We start from the raw sequence: 15,456 nt of genomic DNA, 5'->3' as shown, positions 1-15,456 counted from the left end.
ATATAATAAATAAGTTTCAGCTACTTATTTTAAGTTAAATCTCTGCAATGTTTTCTGTAGCAGAATAGAATGTAAATGTTACTCAAAATCTGTAAGTTTTGAGTAACATTTTTTTTAGAATCTGGAATGATTTATTTTTTTGGTTTCAGAGAAAAATTATCTACATAAACTGCCTGATGTATTCCATTTAATAAAACTTTCAAACCCAAATTTGAATCTTTTTTTAAAGAAATATCATATGTTTTTTTGCCTCCTGCAATTTTTGCGGATTTAGCTATTGAAATGAATGATTTTGTGTCTGATGGGTTGTTTATTGAAAACAGCTCCAATGTGGTTTCACCGCCGTTATCTGAAATATCAAGATTCAAAGTATATTTTCCTGCTTTAATTTTTGGAGTCACCAAATACATATTTTCTCCCGGACTAGTCATCGAATAGAAAACGATTTTTTTGTCACTTGCATAAAGCATCGCTTTTCCCTGATGGGCAGTCCAACATTTATTAATGTCTTTCCAGGTGTCAAAATTTTCTGTAATTGTGGTAACTGTTTTACATTGAGCATTTGCTGTTAAAAATCCTCCAAAAACTATTATTCCTGCTAATACGATTTTTCTCATATATCTTTTATAAATTATTATCGAGTAAAATTAGTTTAAAAAAAGTACAAAAAAAACCTTCCAAAATAAATTGAAAGGTTAAGTATATTTTAGAATTGAATTTTTACAATCCGAACTGCTTTGCAAACAAATCAGGGAAAACGCCCAGTACCACTAATGAAGCAATAATCACGACCGCAACAATGTTGTAAGTAACCGTTACTTTTTCTGAAGTTTTAAAAGTCGTTTCTTTAAAGAAGAACATGGCAATAATCAGTCTTAAATAATAGGCAATAGAAATTGCCGAACCTAAAACTGCTACAATTACTAAGAAAGTATTGTCATCTTTTGTCAACGCCTGAGCAAATAATGAGAATTTACCCATAAATCCTGCCGTCAAGGGAATTCCCGCCATTGATAATAAAGAGATCGTTGCTACAACAGCCAATAAAGGTTCTGTTTTCGCCAATCCTTTGAAAGCTCCGAAAGAGGTTTCTCTTTTGATTTTTTCTACCCAGATTAAACACATAAAAACTCCTACTGTAGAAAGTGAATATGCAAATAAATAGAAAGCTAATGTATACGTAGAAAGTGCATTCATTCCGAAGAAAACCAAACCGATATATCCTGCGTGAGATACTGAAGAGTAGGCCAACATTCTTTTTGCATTGGTCTGCGCAAGTCCCATAACGTTGGCAAGAACCAAAGTGATGATTAAGAAAACTCCAAGAATGTTAATCCATTCAGCAGTTACGCCGGAGAATCCTATGGTCATTAATCTGAATAAAGCAAAGAAACCTGAGATTTTCACCACACTTGCCATGAAAGCCGTAATCAGTGAAGGTGAACCTGCATAAACATCAGGACTCCACATGTGGAAAGGTGCCAAAGCTACTTTGAATGACATTGCACAAAGCATTAGAATCACTCCTAAAATTAACATGATATTTTTAGGATTCGTAATGGTGAATTCCTGAATTCTGTATAAATCGAAAGTTCCTGTACTTCCGTAGATAAATGCGATACCAAACAACAGGAAACCTGTCGCAAATGCACCCATCAGGAAATACTTAATAGAAGCTTCGTTTGATCTTAAATCTGTTTTGTTTGCTCCCGCCATTACGTATAACGGAATAGAAAGAATCTCAATTCCTAAGAATAAAGTCACTAGGTTTTGGAAACCGAAAAGGATGATTCCGCCACTCAAAGCGAAAAGCATCAAGGCATACAATTCTGACTGGTGGCTTCTGTGATTGCTGAATGCAAAACCTCCTAAAAAGAACAGCAGTAAAGTTGTTACCAAAGATATTTTTGTAAACAACGCAGTGTTTGCGGTGTAGTCATACATGTGTCTGTACTGCGCAAAGAATGAAGCCTCAGGTAAGAAACTCACATACAAGGCAACGATTAATCCAAAAATCCCAATGTATCTTGCGAATTTTCCTTGCTCAAAAACTCCCGAAAATAACGCAGCAACTGCAGTTAGGAAAACAATAATTAAAACACTCATAATTTATATTTGAGATGAGAAGGTTTAAAGTTTTTAGTTTAAAGTTTTCAGGTCAGTGTTTGAAGTTGAACTTTTTCTTTTACTCTATTTACTTTTTACCTCTTAATTCTTTAATCTTTTACTATTTAAATCTTTTAATGTTAATTAATCATTGAAGTATAAATAAACTTCAGTGAACTACTTACCATATCAATGACCGGCTGAGGGAAAACTCCCAATACAATTACAAATACTGCAATACTTGCCAATACCGAGAATTCTACCGCTGATAAATCTTTAGCTGTACTTAAAACTGCTTCATCGCCCTGTCCAAACATTGCTTTTCCGTAGAATCTCAATAAATATACTGCACAAAGAATAACAGTAAGACCTGCAATTACTGAAGCCAGTACATTAAAGTCGAAGATAGATTTAATCAAAATAAATTCTCCGATGAAACCATTCGTCAACGGAACGCCCATTGAACCTAATATGATAATTAAAAACAAAACGGCAAACTTAGGAGCGACTTTCGCCAAACCTCCCATCTGTCTGATGTCTCTTGATTTAAATCTTTTATATAAAATATCGGCACAGAAAAATAAACCTGCCACGTTGATACCGTGAGCAAATGTCTGTACTAAGGCTCCTTCAGCTCCTTCAATGGTAAATGTTCCTCTTAAAGTAAGTACTGCAGAAGAGAAAATACCTGCCACCATCAATCCAACGTGAGAGAAAGAAGAATACGCAATGATTCTCTTCATATCAGTCTGGATAATTGCGATTAACGCTCCGTGAACAATTCCTACAATCGCTAAAATGATTACAATCTGTCCTGAAATTCCGAAGATTGCTGTCGGTGTGATCGGAATCAGATAACGAAGTACACCATAGATTGCCATTTTTAGCATAATCCCTGATAACAACATCGATCCCTGAGTAGGAGAGTATGTATATGTGTCCGGTTGCCAAGTGTGGAATGGGAAAACCGGAAGTTTTACTGCAAATGCAAAGAAGATAAACCAGAAAACAACAATCTGTTGAGTTTCACCAAGGTCTGCGTTATACAGATCTGTTAAAGCAAATGATGCTGAATGCGTGTAAACGTAGATTAAACCAGCCAACATAAACAAAGATCCTACGAAAGTATACACGAAGAATTTTGTAGTGAACTCCAGTCTTTTATTTTCCTGACCCCAAAGGGCGGCGATAAACCAGATCGGAATCAAAGTTACTTCCCAGAAAATGTAGAATAGCAATCCGTCTAAAGCAGTGAAAACACCTACCAATCCGAACTGCATTAGCAAAATCAGACCGTAGAAAGAATTTTTATAGCTTACATTTTCATTAAAAGATGATAAAATAATGATCGGCATCAAAATATTGGTCAGCAATAAAAGAAGCAAGCTCATCCCGTCAATTCCGAAATGAAGGTTACTTTTTATAAATTGTGACCAAGGATAATTGATCTCGTACTGCAATACGCTGTCTACGGTTGGATTAAAATCAAAATCCGAAACAACGTAAAATGTAAGCAGCATTTGAATCAAAGCAATTCCTAATGCCAGGTATTTGCTGGAAGTATTCCTCCATGCAAAGACCAATCCCGAACCTACTAGAGGTAAAAGTAATAATGTTAATAGTAAATAAGACATTATTGTAATATAAAGTTAACAATCAGTATAATTCCCACAGTTAAAGACATGATCAGAATGTAGTTTTCTACATTTCCGTTCTGTATACGCTTCATCGATCTTCCGCTGTCTTCAGCGCCTTCTCCGATGTAGTCTACAAAACGATCCAGAACGCCTTTGTCAAACATTTTTCCGCCACGTCCCAGTCCTTCAACGGTTTTTACAATCAATGCATTGTAAAGTTCGTCAACGTACAGTTTTTTAGCAGAAAGTTTTTCCCATCCTGTATAATCGTCTTCAGCAATAGCTCTTTTCTTCTTATTTACATAAGTATTTTTCACGATAAACCAAACTGCAAAGAACATAGCAACAGTCGCTCCCAAAAGAATAAATTCGGTGCTCTCTGCCACTCCTGTAAGTGTAGTTTCCATTTGCTTAAAGCTTTCTTCTGTCAATACAGGTTTCAGCCATTCCATTAATTTAGCATAATGACCGTGACCAATGAAGTGAGGAAGGTTAATGAAACCTCCAAGCACTGAAAAGACAGCCAGAACGATTAACGGCAAAGTCATGTTTAATGGACTTTCGTGTAAATGATGTTTTTGATCATCCGTACCTCTGAAATCTCCGTGGAAAGTTAAGTAGTACAGTCTGAACATATAGGTTGCAGTAACAGCCGCCAAGATGAATAGCATCACCCAGTAAACAGGGTTTTTAGCATAAGCTGCAACTAAAATTTCGTCTTTTGAAATCATCCCTGATAATAAAGGGAATCCTGAGATTGCTAAAGTTCCGATCAGGAAAGTTGCGTGAGTGATTGGAATATATTTTTTCAAACCTCCCATGAAGCGCATATCCTGTTCGTTGCTCATTGCGTGAATGACAGAACCTGCACCCAAGAATAACAAAGCTTTAAAGAAAGCGTGTGTCATTACGTGGAACATCGCAGTTGTGTAAGCTCCCAAACCTAAAGCGATGAACATGAAACCCAATTGTGAAACTGTAGAGTATGCCAATACTTTTTTGATGTCGTTCTGACGAAGTGCATAAAAACCGGCCAAAGCCGCAGTTAAAAATCCGATTAATAAAATGCCGTCCTGTACGGTTGGAGCTAAAGTAAATAGGAAGTTTGATCTTACCACTAAATAAATACCTGCCGTTACCATCGTCGCTGCGTGAATCAATGCAGAAACCGGAGTCGGACCAGCCATTGCGTCTGGTAACCAAGTATATAAAGGAACCTGAGCAGATTTTCCGGTAGCACCGATAAATAAACTCGCCGTGATAAAGATGATAATTGTTCCGTCTAGTTCAAATTTTCCTGCGTTTTGAGCAACTGTTAAGTAATCAACTGCATTTGTCTGAGAAGCAATCATGAAGATTCCGATCAACAAAGCAAGGTCACCAATTCTGTTCATGATGAAAGCTTTTCTTGCCGCTTTCCCATATTCTTCGTTCGTGTACCAGAAACCAATCAATAAGTAAGAACACAAACCTACACCTTCCCATCCGATGAATAAGATTAGGTAGTTGCTTCCCATTACCAAAAGTAACATAGAGAAGATAAACAGATTTAAATAAGTAAAAAACTTATAGAAACCTTTATCATGACTCATATATCCGATAGAGTAGAGGTGAATCAGAGATCCGATTCCTGTAATGATCATCACCATCATTAATGACAGCTGATCGATCTGGAAACCGAAGTTAATTTGAATTCCGTTGACTCTGAACCATTCAAAAGCTTTTACGATTACGGGCTGGCTTTCAGAATCGAAATTCAGAAATAAGCTTACCGCAATACAGAAAGATCCGAAAACAGCAATGGTAGCCAGGCTTCCAACAACTATTTTTGGAAGATTTTTTCCGAATAAACCGTTAATAAGAAAACCTAAAAGTGGTAAAAGTATTATTGCATAGACTAAATTCTCCATTCTTTATCCTCTTAATTTATTAAATATACTTACATCCACAGAACGGGTATTTCTATATAGCATCGCAATAATTGCCAAACCTACAGCAACTTCTGCAGCGGCAACCACCATAATGAAGAAAACTAAAAGTTGTCCGTCACTGTTCCCGTTGTACGCTGAAAATGCAGCCAGCAAAAGGTTTACAGAATTAAGCATAAGCTCCACACAACCCAAAATTACAATCGCGTTTTTTCTCAGCAATACTCCCAAAACCCCAAGACAGAACAGTACTGACGAAAGGATAATGAAATATTCCAAAGGGACGCTTTGCATAAAAGTATTTACTTCTCCCATAATTTATAAATCTTTTTTACCGATTAATACCGCACCTACAATCCCTGCTAAAATCAGGATGGAAGCAAGCTCAAACGGCAAAACATATTCGTTGAATAAAAGTCTTCCCAGATTCTTTGTAAGACCAACGCCTTTGTCTACGTTTTCTACCACTACGTGTTGTTCCTGAACTCCTCTGAAAACACCTAAAACCCCAATTAATAAAAGACCTGCAGTAAAAACTCCGACAAACTTTAAAGTATTGTTCTTCTTACTTTCGTCTTCTTTATTAAGGTTAAGCATCATTAAGATATAAAGGAATAAAACCATGATCGCACCTGCGTAAACGATGATCTGTATGATGGCCAGGAACTGAGCATTCAGAAGAATGTACATTCCGGCGATTGAAAACATTGTAACAATTAATGACAGAATAGCGTAGAGAGGATTTCTCGCAAATACGAAGTAAACCGCACTTGACACTGCTAAAAACGCCACCAAGAAAAATAAAAACTGATCCATTATTTTACTGCATTTTTTTGTTTCTCGGACTGTCTTTCAGTGATGTCAATCCTTTCATTAATTTTTTCAACTAATTTATCTTTTCCATAAATGAAAGAACCTCTGTTGGTTTCTACATCTACCAAACGGTCTGTCAGATAAATTGCAGATTTCGGACAAGCCTCTTCACACATACCGCAGAAAATACATCTCAACATATTGATTTCATATACTGATGCATATTTTTCTTCTCTGTAAAGATCTTTTTCTTCTCTTGTTCTTTCAGAAGCGGTCATTGTAATCGCTTCAGCAGGACATGCCACCGCGCACAAACCACAAGCTGTACATCTTTCTCTGCCTTCTTCATCTCTTTTCAGAACGTGCTGACCTCTCCAGATATCTGCTCTCGGTTTTTGTACTTCCGGATAAGAATAAACATTCGGAGCTCGTTTTACAACGGTTCTCACAGCATGCTTAAAAGTAATCCCCATACCTTTGAAAATCGCCGGAAGGTAGATTTTTTCAGCAAGGGTCATTTCTTTATTCGAAACAACTTTTGATCTGTTTGTAAGTTTCATTTAATTATAGATATTAGATGTTAGACGTTAGATTTTAGACTAATCTTGTCTGTTATCTTAATTATTTACTATTTAATTTTAAAATGATAATGTTAATCTTCAAATTATCTCATTATCAAATTTTCAAATTCTTTATTAATTACCGAAAGCTAAAATAACCGCTCCTGTAATCATTAAGTTAACCAATGCCAATGGAATTAAAGTTTTCCATCCTAAGTGCATCAATTGGTCATATCTGAATCTTGGAAGCGTCCATCTGATCCACATAAAGATCAAAATTCCGACAACCGTTTTTGTTAAGAATGCTACGATGCTTAAGATTCCGGCTGCATTTTCTCCCCAGTTCTGAGTTACCCACTCAATTCCCGGATAGTTGTAACCTCCGAAGAAAAGAACTACGATAAATGCATTTGAAATAAACATGTTCACATATTCACCAAACATATACAATCCTAACTTCATTGAAGAATATTCTGTAGAATATCCTGTTACCAATTCAGATTCACACTCAGGTAAATCGAAAGGGTGACGGTTGGTTTCAGCCAACGCCGATACGAAGAAAATTAAAAATGCTAAAGGCTGGTAAAGTATATTCCAGTTTAATCCGTCTATCTCAAAAAGACCCCAGATTTTCCCTGAAGTCTGAGTTTCTGTAATTACTTTTAAATCTAAACTTCCTGTCATCATAATGATGGAAAGCAATGCAAGACCCATCGCCAATTCGTAAGAAATCATCTGCGAAGAAGCACGGATGGCACCCAATAATGAATATTTGTTGTTGGAAGCCCATCCTCCGATCATAATTCCGTAAACTCCGATAGAAGCCATACCGATAATGAACAGTACACCTACATCAATGTTAGCAACCTGTAAATCGAATGATTCACCACCAATATTCAATGTTTTACCCCAAGGAATTACCGCTCCGGTAATCAGTGAAATAAACATCACCAATGCAGGTCCCAATACAAAAAGGAATCTTTCTGCATTTTGAGGAGTAAAATCTTCCTTAAAGAAAAATTTTCCACCATCTGCAAGAGGTTGCAATAAACCGAATGGTCCAGATCTGTTAGGTCCAATTCTGTCTTGCATGATTGCTGCCACTTTTCTTTCTGCCCAGGTAGAGTAGGCCGCTATCGTCAATGATAACAGGAAAAGTGCCAGTACAAGTATCAATTTAAATGTAAGTAAATCCATTTTTTATTTATTTAGATAATAGATACCAGATGCTAGATATCAGATTTTAAATCTGAGGTCTGATATCTGAAATCTTACGTCTTTAAAAATTATTTTTCGTCTTTTTCGCTGATTTCTTTAGCCATCGGATTATCTAAAACTCTCAATTCGTCTTTAGGCTTCTCGTAATGGTTTAATGAAATAACTGAATGTCTGTCGATATGTCTAGGACCTTCAATGTTCCAGTCTGACAATGATTTTCTTTCGAAACGGCAAGTGTCGCAGATAAATTCTTCTACTTCTCCCCACTGGTCTTTTCTAGCAGTAACTCTTACTACTTCATCACCTTTCAAATATACAGTAGTTTTCCCTGAACATTTATCACATTTACAAGATGCATTCATTGGTTTTGTAAACCAAACTCTGCTTGCAAAACGTGCTGTTCTGTCAGTTAATGCTCCAACCGGACAAACGTCGATTACGTTTCCGATGAAATCATTATCCAAAGCTTTATTTAAATACGTAGAAATTTCAGCATGATCTCCTCTGAACAAAATTCCGTGCTCACGCTCACCCGTCAATTGATTAGCCGCCAAAACGCATCTTGCACACAAGATACAACGGTTCATATTCAACTTGATGTGTGGACCTAAGTCGTCTGCATCATAGGTATTTCTCTTAAATTCAGTTCTGGTTTCAAGATTTCCGTGTTCGTAACCCAGATCCTGAAGATGACATTCTCCAGCCTGATCACAAACCGGGCAGTCTAACGGGTGATTCACTAATAAGAATTCGGTAACCGCTTTACGGCCTTCCTGTGCTTTGTCAGAAGAAAGGTTTTTCACTTCCATTCCGTCCATCACATTCGTTCTGCAGCTTGCTACCAATTTCGGCATCGGTCTCGGATCTGCTTCCGAACCTTTAGAAACCTCTACCAAACATGTTCTACATCTTCCTCCACTGGCTTCCAATTTACTGTAATAGCACATTGCAGGTGGTACAGATTTTCCGCCGATTTGTCTTGCTGCCTCCAAAATAGAAGTTCCAGGCAAAACTTCAGCAGTCTGTCCGTCTATCGTTATTTTAAATTTCTTAACCTCTTCGCTCATATTCTTTCGCTTTATAATGCGCTAAGCAATAGTTCTATTTATTAATTAAAATCAAATTACTTTGATCTTTTTGTCGTATTAAAAGTATATCCAATTCCTACATTAAACTGTGCATATACAAAATCCTGATTGGCTTTATCCGGCTTATTGTTCAGTGTTGTTTTAATATCCGGCATATTGATGTATCCAAGCTTTCCTTCTGCCTGAAGAACAATATGCTTAATGATTACCACACTCACCGCAGCTCTGGCATCCACTCCAAATCCTGCTAAATGGAATCTGTCACTTCTCTCATTTCCCATCAGCTGAACGTTAGATTTTGGTAGTAAAGCACCTAATCCACCTCCGTAGCTCGCAAAAATAGCAATATGTTTTTTATTTAAAACGTTATGATATTTCTGTGCTCCAATGTTGATATAGTTAAGACCGTCTGTGTGTTCAAATGTCAAAAATTCTCCACTGTTCAGGTCTACTGTCCCATTGTTCACCATTCCTGCATATTTAGGATCATTGATATATCCTTTTAAATTTACAGTTTGGTTTTGATCCATCACATACTTCATGTGATCCATTCCTAAAGTTATTCCTAAATTATCTTTCGGAAAATAAGTAATCCTGTAATTAACCTGAGGAATTGTTATGCTTCCCGGATTAAAATAGGTTCCCCAGTCAAATTTGGTCTGTCTGTCATTTGCAACTACATTATCCAACTGAAAATCATAACCATCACCCTTAAAGTGAATATCTGATTTTGAATATTTTGCATTGTTCCATCCCCAAAACACCAAGAAGCTTCCTTTTTTGAAAACTCTGCTGTTTTCCTCCTGTTGTTGTCCTTTTACATTAACTGAACTGAATCCGATTAATAATAAAAGAACGATTATATTTTTCAATTCTTTGAGACTCTATTAATTACTTGCTGCAACTGGGATAGGGTCTGCATAATTGGCCAATCCGTAGTTTTGAGTTTGACTTAATTCAGGATTTTTCACGTGCCATTCAAATTCATCTCTGAAATGACGGATCGCTGCTGCTACAGGCCATGCTGCCGCATCACCCAATGGGCAAATGGTATTTCCTTCGATTTTTCTCTGGATATCCCAAAGCAAATCGATGTCTTCCATTTTTCCTTCTCCTTTTTCTATCTTCTTTAAAATTTTGTGCATCCATCCCGTTCCTTCACGGCAAGGAGTACACTGTCCGCAACTTTCGTGGTGATAAAATCTCGCCAAAGTCATGGTATGTTCTACAACACACTGGTCTTCATCCAAAACGATGAAACCTCCTGAACCCATCATTGTTCCGGTAGCGAAACCACCGTCAGCAAGAGATTCATAGTTCATATATCTTGGTTCACCATTTACGGTTTTCAGTAATAAGTTTGCCGGAACAATCGGAACTGAACTTCCTCCAGGAATACATGCTTTCAACTTTTTACCGTTTGGAATTCCGCCACAATATTCATCAGAGTAAATAAATTCTTCAACCGTAATGGTCATGTCGATTTCATAAACTCCCGGTTTATTGATATTTCCGCAGGCAGAAATTAATTTTGTACCTGTAGATCTTCCAACACCGATTTTAGCATATTCTGCACCGGTAATATCGATAATCGGAACAATAGCTGCGATCGATTCAACATTGTTAACAACCGTTGGTCTTTCCCAAAGTCCTTTTACAGCAGGGAAAGGTGGTTTCAATCTTGGGTTTCCTCTTTTACCTTCAAGAGATTCAAGCAAAGCAGTTTCTTCACCGCAGATATAAGCTCCACCACCTCTCTGAACATAAATTTCGCAATCGAAACCAGTTCCTAAGATGTTTTTACCTAAAAATCCTGCAGCTTTAGCTTCTTCAATCGCTTCTTCCAAAATATCCGGAATCCATGAATACTCACCACGGATGTAGATATAAGAAACATTTGAACCTAAAGTATAAGATGAAATCAACATTCCCTCAATCAAAAGATGAGGAAGAAATTCCATTAAATATCTGTCTTTGAAAGTTCCCGGTTCAGATTCATCAGCATTCACTACCAAGTGTCTCGGAACGCCTTCAGGTTTTGCCAGAAAGCTCCACTTCATTCCTGTTGGGAAACCTGCACCACCACGACCACGAAGACCTGAAACTTTTACTTCTTCAAGAATTTCTTCGGGTGTCATTTTCAGGGCCTTTTCTGCTGCCGTGTAACCTCCTTGTTTGCGGTAAGTTTCAAAGTAGCGGATGCCTTCTATGTGTGCGTCTTTAAGTAAAAGTTTTTTACTCATTTTTAATTATGCTTTTAGCATTTAGCTGCTGGCTTTTGGCCTTTACACTTAAACGAGCTCAGTGTGACAGTTTATGCTTTTTTTAATTAGTTTAAATTTTTTTTAGTCCAGGTCAACCTGTCCTTCTCTGCAAAGATCAAGGATTTCGTCTACTTTTTCTATCGTTAAGTTTTCGTGATAGAACTTTCCTAACTGTAACATTGGAGCGTATCCACATGCACCAAGACATTCAGCTGGCTTTAAGGTAAACATTCCGTCGGCAGTAGTTTCACCGTCTTTTATGTTCAGTTTCGTTCTGATGTGGTCTAATATTTTTTCGCTTCCGCAAACCATACAAGGTCCGGTTCTGCAAACTTCCAAAACATATTTACCAACTGGTTTCATATTGAACATGGTATAGAAAGTAGCTACTTCGTATACTTCAATTGGCTTAATACTTAATAATTCAGCAACATAATCCATCACAGGAACGTCTAACCAACCTCCGAATTCTTTCTGTGCAATGTGAAGCACAGGAAGAAGAGCAGATTTTTGTCTTCCTTCAGGGTATCTTGCCATGATTTTATGGACCTGCTGTAAACTTTCCGGTTTAAAAGCTATTGTTTCGCTCATACTTAAAGATTTTAGATTTTAGATTTTAGATTTTAGATGAAAATCTTGTTCTAAAAATCTTATCAATTTTATAATTTTATGTTTAATAATTTTAGATTAATTTAAAATTCATAATCTAAAATTTATAATTTTCCTATGCGTCTAATTCTCCCGCAATAATATTCATACTACACATCGTAACGATGGCGTCTGAAATCACAGAACCTGTAATCATTTCAGGATAAGCCTGGTAATAAATGAAACATGGTCTTCTGAAGTGCAGTCTGTACGGCGTTCTACCACCGTCACTTACCAAATAGAATCCTAATTCTCCGTTTCCTCCTTCTACTGCGTGGTAAACTTCTCCTTTCGGAACATCAGTTTCTCCCATTACAATTTTGAAATGGTAGATTAACGCTTCCATTTTCTGGTAAACATCTGCCTTTTCAGGAAGATAGAAGTCAGGAACATCTGCGTGGAATGGTCCTTCTGGAAGATTATCGTAAGCTTGATTGATTATTTTTAATGATTCCCAGATTTCCTGCTGACGAACCATAAAACGGTCATAAGTATCACCTGCAGTTCCTACAGGGATAATGAAGTCGAAATCTTCGTAAGAAGAATAAGGTTCTGCAACTCTTACATCATAATCTACACCTGCTGCACGTAAGTTCGGACCAGTAAACCCATAGCTTAAAGCTCTTTCAGCAGAAATTGCTCCTGCACCAATGGTTCTATCCATAAAGATTCTATTTCTCTCCAACAATTGACCGAATTCTGCAAATCTAGCAGGGAAAGTTTTTAAGAAATCTTTCAGCAACTCATGGAATTTTGGAGTGAAATCTCTTTCAAAACCTCCGATTCTTCCCATGTTGGTCGTCATCCTTGCTCCACAAATCTGCTCATACATATCGTAAATACGCTCTCTTTCGATGAACATATACGTCAATCCTGTAATGGCACCTGCATCCATTCCGGTTACCCCGTTACAGATCAGGTGATCACCGATTCTTGCCAATTCCATTAAAATAACACGCATATAATCTACACGCTTTGGAACTTTGATACCGATAAGTTTTTCAACCGTCATGTGCCATCCTAAATTATTGATAGGAGCTGAACAGTAGTTCATACGGTCTGTAAGAGTAGTAATCTGAGAATAGTTTCTTCTTTCAGAAATTTTCTCAAAAGCTCTGTGGATATAACCAACGGTCTGCTCAGCATGAAGAATTCTTTCTCCATCCATCGTCAACACGTTCTGGAAAATTCCGTGTGTTGCAGGGTGAGTAGGACCAAGATTCAGGGTGTATAACTGCCCGTCAATCTGTTCTTTACTTTCGTGTTGGTTAAGTATATTAGATAATGAGTTATCTTTCATAATATTTGCTTTTAGCTATTTGCTTCTGGCTATTGGCTAGCTGCCATCCGCCATTGGCTATATTATCTTCCGAACATTGCATCGTCCTTATCGGTTCTGGTACCGTCTTCAAGTCGATATTCTTTCAACATAGGGTGGTATCCAAGATCTTCCATATTTAAAATAGGTCTGAGATCCGGATGACCTTTAAATTTAATTCCGTAGAAATCAAAAGTTTCTCTTTCCATCCAGTTGGCTCCTGCATACAGTTCAGTGAGAGAGTCTACCTCGATATTTTCTCTTGTCATGAAAATCTTCAGACGTAATCTGAAGTTCGTCATCATATTCTGTAAATGATAAACCACACCGATCTCCTTATCTGGGAATTCCGGGTAATGGATTCCACAAACGTCGGTAAGGAAATTGATTTCCATCGATGAGTCTTTCAGATAATGAACTACTTTCTTAAGGTCTTCTTTTTTAACTTCAATTGTCAGCATTCCGTAAGGCTCTGAGCTGGTAATTACCGTTTCAGGAAACTCTCTTGTAATGGCTTCTAATACAAATTCGTTCGTCATTCTCTTAGTTGCTAATATTATAAGAGTCTAATAAATGCTGATATTCAGGAGTATCTCTTCTTCTGATGCTTTCGCTTTCTGCCAAAGCCTGAACCTGCATAACTCCTTCAATAATCTGCTCCGGTCTTGGCGGGCATCCAGGAACATAAACGTCCACAGGAATAATTTTGTCAATTCCCTGTAAAACAGAGTAGCTGTCGAAAATACCACCGCTGGAAGCGCATGCACCAACAGCAACAACCCATTTCGGTTCAGCCATTTGCGTGTATACTTCTTTTAAAACAGGGCCTAATTTTTTAGATATAGTTCCGCAAACCATCAGCATATCTGCCTGTCTTGGTGAGAAAGAGTTTCTTTCCATACCAAAACGTGATGCGTCATATGTTGGGTTAAGCGTCGCCATAAATTCGATACCACAACAAGAAGTTGCAAAAGGCAATGGCCAAAGTGAAAACTTTCTTGCCATACCGATCACACTGCTCAGTTTTGTTGCGAAAAAACCTTCTCCTTCAAATCCTTCGGGAGCTGGTGCATCTGTTCTTATAATTGGTTTTTGATCTGACATTTTGTTGATTTTTAATATTCTAATTTAGATTCCAAATTGCCGTTAATGTTAACTTTAATTTGATTGTGTTTATCTAAATCTCTTATTTAAAATGATGATGACTATTTATCCCAGTCCAGTGCTCCACGTTTCCATACATAGAAGAATGCAAGGAAGAAAATGGCAACGAACATTAATACTGCAAAGAATCCCTCTAATCCGAATTCTCTGAAGTTAACTGCATATGGATAAAAGAATACGATTTCGATATCAAACAGTACAAAAAGTACTGCCGTCAGGAAATATTTAATAGAGAATGGAGTTCTTGCATTTCCTTCAACAGGAATACCACATTCCCAGCTTGAGTTCTTTACAGAATTCCCTTTTTTCTGCTGTGGACCCAAAAAATGGGCGCCAAGCAAAGAAATGGCAACAAAACCAATGGCTACACCGGCTTGTATAAGTATTGGAATATAACTTTCAGGTAAATTCATTTTTACATTATTATCTCAAGTTGCAAATTTAGACAATAAACAATAAAGCATGAAATTAATCAACTTAAAAGTCTGATGAAAATAGGAAAAACCGATAATTTAGAATCAATAAAAATAGTGTTTATTTCTTCATTTTTTTAAGTAGAGCAAACGCCATGAAAGCAATATATCCAAAAAGTACACTTGCATAAAGGATATTGATGATGGTATTATGACGGCCGTCTTCAGACTGTAAAAAGAGATTGTAAGAGATAAATCCGGCAATTAATACTGCGAAAATCATAAGGTGTATTTTCATA

Annotated in this window: 17 protein-coding genes; all 17 read right to left on the bottom strand. The window is 37.1% G+C overall.

From position 1 onward, the window contains the following. Positions 1 to 131 precede the first annotated feature (131 nt). Entirely contained in the window at positions 132 to 617 is a 486-nt protein-coding gene (locus NZ698_RS18715) for a hypothetical protein (protein WP_263004765.1), read from the bottom strand. A 103-nt stretch (positions 618 to 720) separates the two neighbouring features. Next, positions 721 to 2,106 (bottom strand): NADH-quinone oxidoreductase subunit N, encoded by a 1,386-nt coding sequence (locus NZ698_RS18710; RefSeq protein ID WP_263004764.1) that lies wholly within the window; start codon positions 2,104 to 2,106, stop codon positions 721 to 723. 140 nt (positions 2,107 to 2,246) lie between these two features. After that, on the bottom strand, positions 2,247 to 3,740 hold the full coding sequence (locus tag NZ698_RS18705) for a complex I subunit 4 family protein (protein ID WP_263004763.1): 1,494 nt from the start codon (positions 3,738 to 3,740) through the stop codon (positions 2,247 to 2,249). Then, positions 3,740 to 5,653: an NADH-quinone oxidoreductase subunit L gene (gene nuoL, locus NZ698_RS18700; RefSeq protein ID WP_263004762.1), complete on the bottom strand. Its 1,914-nt coding sequence runs from the start codon at positions 5,651 to 5,653 to the stop codon at positions 3,740 to 3,742. The genes NZ698_RS18705 and nuoL overlap by 1 nt, the downstream gene beginning before the upstream one ends. Positions 5,654 to 5,656: 3 nt before the next feature. Further along, positions 5,657 to 5,986: an NADH-quinone oxidoreductase subunit NuoK gene (gene nuoK / locus NZ698_RS18695; protein ID WP_047447237.1), complete on the bottom strand. Its 330-nt coding sequence runs from the start codon at positions 5,984 to 5,986 to the stop codon at positions 5,657 to 5,659. A gap of 3 nt (positions 5,987 to 5,989) precedes the next feature. Beyond that, positions 5,990 to 6,487: an NADH-quinone oxidoreductase subunit J family protein gene (locus NZ698_RS18690; protein ID WP_047447235.1), complete on the bottom strand. Its 498-nt coding sequence runs from the start codon at positions 6,485 to 6,487 to the stop codon at positions 5,990 to 5,992. Next, entirely contained in the window at positions 6,487 to 7,044 is a 558-nt protein-coding gene (locus tag NZ698_RS18685; RefSeq protein WP_047447230.1) for a NuoI/complex I 23 kDa subunit family protein, read from the bottom strand. Before NZ698_RS18685 ends, NZ698_RS18690 begins: the two co-directional genes overlap by 1 nt. A gap of 135 nt (positions 7,045 to 7,179) precedes the next feature. After that, positions 7,180 to 8,241, bottom strand: coding sequence for an NADH-quinone oxidoreductase subunit NuoH (gene nuoH, locus NZ698_RS18680; protein ID WP_047447228.1), 1,062 nt, complete (start codon positions 8,239 to 8,241; stop codon positions 7,180 to 7,182). 89 nt (positions 8,242 to 8,330) lie between these two features. Next, the gene (locus NZ698_RS18675; protein WP_263004761.1) at positions 8,331 to 9,329 is read right to left on the bottom strand and encodes an NADH-quinone oxidoreductase subunit G; all 999 of its coding nucleotides are present in this window, start codon (positions 9,327 to 9,329) and stop codon (positions 8,331 to 8,333) included. A gap of 56 nt (positions 9,330 to 9,385) precedes the next feature. Next, a complete protein-coding gene (locus NZ698_RS18670) occupies positions 9,386 to 10,222 on the bottom strand; it encodes a hypothetical protein (protein WP_263004760.1) in 837 nt (278 codons plus the stop codon). A 15-nt stretch (positions 10,223 to 10,237) separates the two neighbouring features. Next, entirely contained in the window at positions 10,238 to 11,593 is a 1,356-nt protein-coding gene (gene nuoF / locus NZ698_RS18665; protein ID WP_059125191.1) for an NADH-quinone oxidoreductase subunit NuoF, read from the bottom strand. 102 nt (positions 11,594 to 11,695) lie between these two features. Continuing rightward, on the bottom strand, positions 11,696 to 12,205 hold the full coding sequence (locus tag NZ698_RS18660) for an NADH-quinone oxidoreductase subunit NuoE family protein (protein WP_263004759.1): 510 nt from the start codon (positions 12,203 to 12,205) through the stop codon (positions 11,696 to 11,698). Positions 12,206 to 12,338: 133 nt separating this feature from the next. Further along, positions 12,339 to 13,562 carry an NADH dehydrogenase (quinone) subunit D gene (gene nuoD / locus NZ698_RS18655; RefSeq protein ID WP_047447218.1) on the bottom strand — a complete coding sequence of 408 codons (1,224 nt, stop codon included), beginning with the start codon at positions 13,560 to 13,562 and terminating at the stop codon, positions 12,339 to 12,341. Between the two features lie 62 nt (positions 13,563 to 13,624). Next, positions 13,625 to 14,119, bottom strand: a complete 495-nt coding sequence (locus NZ698_RS18650) for an NADH-quinone oxidoreductase subunit C (protein ID WP_263004758.1) — start codon at positions 14,117 to 14,119, stop codon at positions 13,625 to 13,627. 4 nt (positions 14,120 to 14,123) lie between these two features. Continuing rightward, entirely contained in the window at positions 14,124 to 14,684 is a 561-nt protein-coding gene (locus NZ698_RS18645; RefSeq protein ID WP_047447216.1) for an NADH-quinone oxidoreductase subunit B, read from the bottom strand. 101 nt (positions 14,685 to 14,785) lie between these two features. Continuing rightward, a complete protein-coding gene (locus tag NZ698_RS18640) occupies positions 14,786 to 15,157 on the bottom strand; it encodes an NADH-quinone oxidoreductase subunit A (protein ID WP_263004757.1) in 372 nt (123 codons plus the stop codon). Positions 15,158 to 15,278: 121 nt separating this feature from the next. Continuing rightward, positions 15,279 to 15,455: a hypothetical protein gene (locus NZ698_RS18635; protein WP_263004756.1), complete on the bottom strand. Its 177-nt coding sequence runs from the start codon at positions 15,453 to 15,455 to the stop codon at positions 15,279 to 15,281. Between the last annotated feature and the right edge of the window lies 1 nt (position 15,456).

Origin of the sequence: Chryseobacterium edaphi (genome assembly GCF_025628985.1) — a bacterium.
In the GTDB taxonomy this organism is placed as follows: domain Bacteria; phylum Bacteroidota; class Bacteroidia; order Flavobacteriales; family Weeksellaceae; genus Chryseobacterium; species Chryseobacterium edaphi.
Note: the sequence above shows the minus strand (reverse complement) of the source record. Positions and strands in the feature narration are given on the sequence as shown.

Coding starts and splice junctions, on each gene's coding strand:
- NZ698_RS18650 (WP_263004758.1), bottom strand. CDS start 14,119: ATGACGAACGAATTTGTATTAGAAGCCATTACAAGAGAGTTTCCTGAA.
- NZ698_RS18640 (WP_263004757.1), bottom strand. CDS start 15,157: ATGAATTTACCTGAAAGTTATATTCCAATACTTATACAAGCCGGTGTA.
- NZ698_RS18675 (WP_263004761.1), bottom strand. CDS start 9,329: ATGAGCGAAGAGGTTAAGAAATTTAAAATAACGATAGACGGACAGACT.
- NZ698_RS18705 (WP_263004763.1), bottom strand. CDS start 3,740: ATGTCTTATTTACTATTAACATTATTACTTTTACCTCTAGTAGGTTCG.
- nuoF (WP_059125191.1), bottom strand. CDS start 11,593: ATGAGTAAAAAACTTTTACTTAAAGACGCACACATAGAAGGCATCCGC.
- nuoH (WP_047447228.1), bottom strand. CDS start 8,241: ATGGATTTACTTACATTTAAATTGATACTTGTACTGGCACTTTTCCTG.
- NZ698_RS18645 (WP_047447216.1), bottom strand. CDS start 14,684: ATGTCAGATCAAAAACCAATTATAAGAACAGATGCACCAGCTCCCGAA.
- nuoD (WP_047447218.1), bottom strand. CDS start 13,562: ATGAAAGATAACTCATTATCTAATATACTTAACCAACACGAAAGTAAA.
- nuoL (WP_263004762.1), bottom strand. CDS start 5,653: ATGGAGAATTTAGTCTATGCAATAATACTTTTACCACTTTTAGGTTTT.
- NZ698_RS18715 (WP_263004765.1), bottom strand. CDS start 617: ATGAGAAAAATCGTATTAGCAGGAATAATAGTTTTTGGAGGATTTTTA.
- nuoK (WP_047447237.1), bottom strand. CDS start 5,986: ATGGGAGAAGTAAATACTTTTATGCAAAGCGTCCCTTTGGAATATTTC.
- NZ698_RS18685 (WP_047447230.1), bottom strand. CDS start 7,044: ATGAAACTTACAAACAGATCAAAAGTTGTTTCGAATAAAGAAATGACC.
- NZ698_RS18710 (WP_263004764.1), bottom strand. CDS start 2,106: ATGAGTGTTTTAATTATTGTTTTCCTAACTGCAGTTGCTGCGTTATTT.
- NZ698_RS18690 (WP_047447235.1), bottom strand. CDS start 6,487: ATGGATCAGTTTTTATTTTTCTTGGTGGCGTTTTTAGCAGTGTCAAGT.
- NZ698_RS18660 (WP_263004759.1), bottom strand. CDS start 12,205: ATGAGCGAAACAATAGCTTTTAAACCGGAAAGTTTACAGCAGGTCCAT.
- NZ698_RS18635 (WP_263004756.1), bottom strand. CDS start 15,455: ATGAAAATACACCTTATGATTTTCGCAGTATTAATTGCCGGATTTATC.